The sequence below is a fragment of the Jiangella ureilytica genome (assembly GCF_004348545.1).
Lineage (GTDB): Bacteria > Actinomycetota > Actinomycetes > Jiangellales > Jiangellaceae > Jiangella > Jiangella ureilytica.
This window is the reverse complement of record NZ_SMKL01000141.1, coordinates 1-3730: the sequence shown is the minus strand read 5'-3', so window position 1 is coordinate 3730 and position 3730 is coordinate 1. Positions and strand designations below refer to the sequence as shown.

Annotated in this window: 5 protein-coding genes; all 5 read right to left on the bottom strand. The window is 66.5% G+C overall.

From position 1 onward, the window contains the following. Nucleotides 1-108 precede the first annotated feature (108 nt). The 5 genes from E1212_RS29775 to E1212_RS28925 all read right to left on the bottom strand — a co-directional run bounded on the left by E1212_RS29775 (nucleotide 109) and on the right by E1212_RS28925 (nucleotide 3594). Complete coding sequence (locus tag E1212_RS29775; RefSeq protein WP_162605679.1) at nucleotides 109-390, bottom strand: hypothetical protein; 282 nt, start codon at nucleotides 388-390, stop codon at nucleotides 109-111. Nucleotides 391-402: 12 nt separating this feature from the next. Beyond that, nucleotides 403-1236, bottom strand: a complete 834-nt coding sequence (locus E1212_RS28940; protein WP_131988987.1) for an alpha/beta fold hydrolase — start codon at nucleotides 1234-1236, stop codon at nucleotides 403-405. A 27-nt stretch (nucleotides 1237-1263) separates the two neighbouring features. Next, the gene (locus E1212_RS28935; RefSeq protein WP_131988985.1) at nucleotides 1264-1686 is read right to left on the bottom strand and encodes a DoxX family protein; all 423 of its coding nucleotides are present in this window, start codon (nucleotides 1684-1686) and stop codon (nucleotides 1264-1266) included. 103 nt (nucleotides 1687-1789) lie between these two features. After that, nucleotides 1790-2632 (bottom strand): ABC transporter permease, encoded by an 843-nt coding sequence (locus tag E1212_RS28930; protein WP_131988983.1) that lies wholly within the window; start codon nucleotides 2630-2632, stop codon nucleotides 1790-1792. After that, nucleotides 2629-3594 (bottom strand): ATP-binding cassette domain-containing protein, encoded by a 966-nt coding sequence (locus E1212_RS28925; protein WP_131988981.1) that lies wholly within the window; start codon nucleotides 3592-3594, stop codon nucleotides 2629-2631. The genes E1212_RS28930 and E1212_RS28925 overlap by 4 nt, the downstream gene beginning before the upstream one ends. Nucleotides 3595-3730: the final 136 nt, after the last annotated feature.

The window sequence follows — 3730 nt, the reverse complement described above, 5'->3', positions numbered from 1 at the left end:
CTTCGAGTCATTCCCCTCCGCCAGCCGATCGCGGTACATCCGCACCGCCCGGTCCCGGAACTCCACGTCGTACTTCTTCGGCGCTGCCATGGGTGCCAGTCTCCCTTGCTAGATCGACACCCTCCAGGAGGACCAGGACGGTTCAGAGTGCGGGGTACGGCCGACGACGGAGCCGATGAGCAGCGAGTAGGCCAGGTCGAGTCCCACTGACGCCCAGGTCAGTACGACGGCCCGGCCTTGCGTGGTGACGAAGACGTTGGTGACGAGCACGCCCAGGATCAGGCCTGTGATGCCGCCGACGACATCAACCTCGACACCACCTGTCCGCCCCGTGTCCCTGGCGCGACGAAGATCTGCTTGCGCGGTGCCTAATCGGTCTTCCCGCAACACCTCGCGGGCCCCTCAGCGTTCGCTGCTGAAGAACCGTAGCAACAGCGGGCCGACGGTCTGTGGGTCGACGACGTGATCCGGCCCCTCGAGGGTCTCCCGTTGAGCGTGGGGTAATAGGTCTGCAAGCTCGTCGGCTGCGCGGTCGAAGAAGTCCGAGGGCAGGCCTGCCATGTAGGGGGCCGTGATCGGTCCTCCGGTGGTGACCAGGACCGGTTGGGTGACCGTTGCCAGTCGACCGGCCGGCAATTGGTAGCGGTTGAGGAAGACGCTGTCGTGGACCAGCGTGGGCGCGAGGGCGACCGAATGCGCCCAATGCGCCGTCTGCTTGCCTGCCGCTTTCCTGGCCGCGATGTTGTCGTCGGAGGCGCCGGTCATGCGCATGAACAGTTCGAGAACCTCCTCGTCTCGCCCGGCGTCGAAGGCGCGTCGGGTGTCCGCGATGTACTCCTCGAATCGCGGGCGGATGTCGTCTCCGACCGCGTAGGGCACCTCCCACACGGCGATCGTGTCGATGGCTGACCCTGCCGCGGCGGCTTCCAGCGCCAGCGCGCCACCTGAGGACGCCCCGAACAGGTGTGCCGAGCCGCCCGCCTCCGCGATCAACGCATCCAGGTCCTCGATCTCCCTTTCCACGGCGTAGGGCTCGGTGAAGCCGCTCGCGCCGCGTCCCCGACGGGCATAGTTGTAGACCGTGAAGTGCTCGGCGAGAGCAGGTACCAAGGGAGCGTTCTCGGCTCCGTCGTCCAGTCCGCCGCCTACCAGGACGACAGCCGGGCCGCTTCCCTTCCGGTCGTAGGCGATGGTGGTGCCATCGTTTGATGTCACGCGAAAGGCCATCTCGTTCATCTCACATCTCCGTTCGAGAGGTTTGTCTCAGCGCCTGAGCAGCGTGCCGACGACGGCCTCGGTGCGCGACCACCGCGCCCTTGCGATCACGGCCGCCACGACGAGACAGGCGAGCGGCAGCCAAGGGCTCTGCTCGAGCACGAACTGATCGGTGATGACAGCACCGGTCAGCAATGCCGCCAACCCGAGACTGGCCAGGCCCGCCAGAGCCGGGATCAGAAGTCCAACCCCTCCCGCGACCTCCAGCGCTCCGACCAGGTACCGGAGCCACTGGCCAGCCCCGATGTCGGCGAACATGTCCACCATGACCGGGTCGCCGGCGAGCTTCGAGATTCCGCCGCCGGCGATTATCGCCGCCAGGACGACTTGCAGAATCCAGACGCCGATGCTGCTCGCCCGCCCGGGCATGTGCGCAACGGTTTCCGAGTTGTTCTTGGGGATGGTGCTCATGCGTCTCTCCTTGTCGTGTCCGGGCTTGGTACCGGTGATGGCGTTAGCCGAGTGGGCCGGGTTGTCGGAGTTGATTTCGACCAAGTGCTCGCGGTAGCGGGATCTATTTCTTGTTGCGGTAGAGGACCATGGTGATGGGACCGAAGACCGCGACGAGAAGTACTGACGAGACGAGCACCCAGCCGATTTCCCCGGCGGGCACCGAGCCGTGCATCAGGCCGCGTACCACGGTCGCCAGGTGGGTGATCGGGTTGACCTCGATGACCGCCTGAAGCCATCCGGGCATCGTCTTCGGGTCCACGAAGATGTTGCTCACGAACGTCAGTGGGAACATCACCATCATGCTGACTCCCGCCACCGAGTTCGGCGTGCGCAGGATCAGGCTGAGCATCGTCCACAGCCACGACAGGCAGAACGAGAACACCAGCAGCAGCGCGACCGAGAGCACCACGCCGACGGCGCCACCCTCCGGCCGGAACCCTAGGACCAGGCCGAGCATGATGACGATCGCCGACCCGATCGAGTAGCGCACCACATCGCCGAGCAGGGCGCCGACCAGCGGCGACGGTCGCCACACCGGAAGCGACCTGAACCTGTCGAAAACGCCTTTCTGGATGTCGGTGTTCAGCGTAATGCCGGTGTTCATGGTGATCATGACGTTCGCCTGCACCAGGATGCCGGGCAGCAGGAACTGCAGGTACTCCTGAGTCGACCCGGCGAGCGCGCCACCGAACAGGTAGGTGAACATCAGCGTGAACATGATCGGGAACATGGTCACGTCGACGAGCTGCTCGGGCACGTGTTTGATCTTCAGCAAAGCGCGCCAGCCGAATGTCAACGAGGTGCTCACCGGACCGGGGCGAGACGGCCGCTCGCCGGCCAGCACACTGCGCAGCGCGTCCTCGGTGACCGGCGCCGACGCCTGCTCCGCGGACATGGCATTCATGCGGCATCCTCCGCGGGTGTCTCCTCGGCGGCGTGTCCGGTCAGGGCGAGAAACACCTCGTCCAGGCTCGGCTGACCGAGCGCGAACTCGGTGACGTCGATGCCGCCGCGGGACAGCTCGGCCAGGGAACGGGCGACCCGCTCGGGGTCGGAGATCCGCGCGGACAGCGCGACCGGGTCGGCGGACGGCTCGACCTGCACCTCGAGAGCGGCGGCGAGGACCCGCTCGGCCTCGGCCCGCTGCTCGGGCGCACGTAGCCGTACGTGCAGCGAGCCGGCGCCGACCGATGCCTTGAGCTGGCCGCTGGAGCCCTCGGCGACCACCTTCCCGCGGTCGATCACCGCTATCCGGTCGGCCAGCTGGTCGGCCTCGTCGAGGTACTGCGTGGTCAGCAACACGGTGGCGCCCTCGGCGACCATGCCCCTGACGATCTCCCAGACCTGGTTCCTGCTGCGCGGGTCGAGCCCGGTCGTGGGCTCGTCGAGGAAGATCAGTTCGGGGGTGACGACCAGGCTCGCCGCGATGTCGATGCGCCGGCGCATCCCGCCGGAGTACTTCTTCACCTGCCGGTCAGCCGCCTCGGCAAGACCGAACGCGTCGAGCAGGTCGGCCGCCCGCTCCCTGCCTCGGCGGCGTGAGTAGCCGAGCAGCCTGGCGAGCAGCAACAGGTTCTCCACCCCGGTGAGGTCCTCATCGACCGACGCGAACTGCCCGGTGAGGCCCACCATGCTTCGCACCGCCTGGGCGTCACGCACGACGTCGTAGCCGAGCACTTGCGCCTCTCCGGCGTCGGGGCGCAGGAGCGTGGCCAGCATGCGGATCGTGGTGGTCTTGCCCGCCCCGTTCGGACCGAGCACGCCGTACACGCCACCGGCGTTCACGGCCAGGTCCACACCGGCGACCGCGTGGGTCTTGCCGAAGCTCTTCTTCAACCCTCTCGTCTCGATCGCGAGCTTTCCCATGGGTTCGAGTCCTTCTCTCGGTGTTGCGAACGGATTGGTTGAGCTAGTCAAGTTTGACTACCTGGCCAGAGTACGCGAGGAGGAAACGTCTAGTCAAGGTTGATTAGAAGCGCATCTTGAGGGGATCGTGGACCGT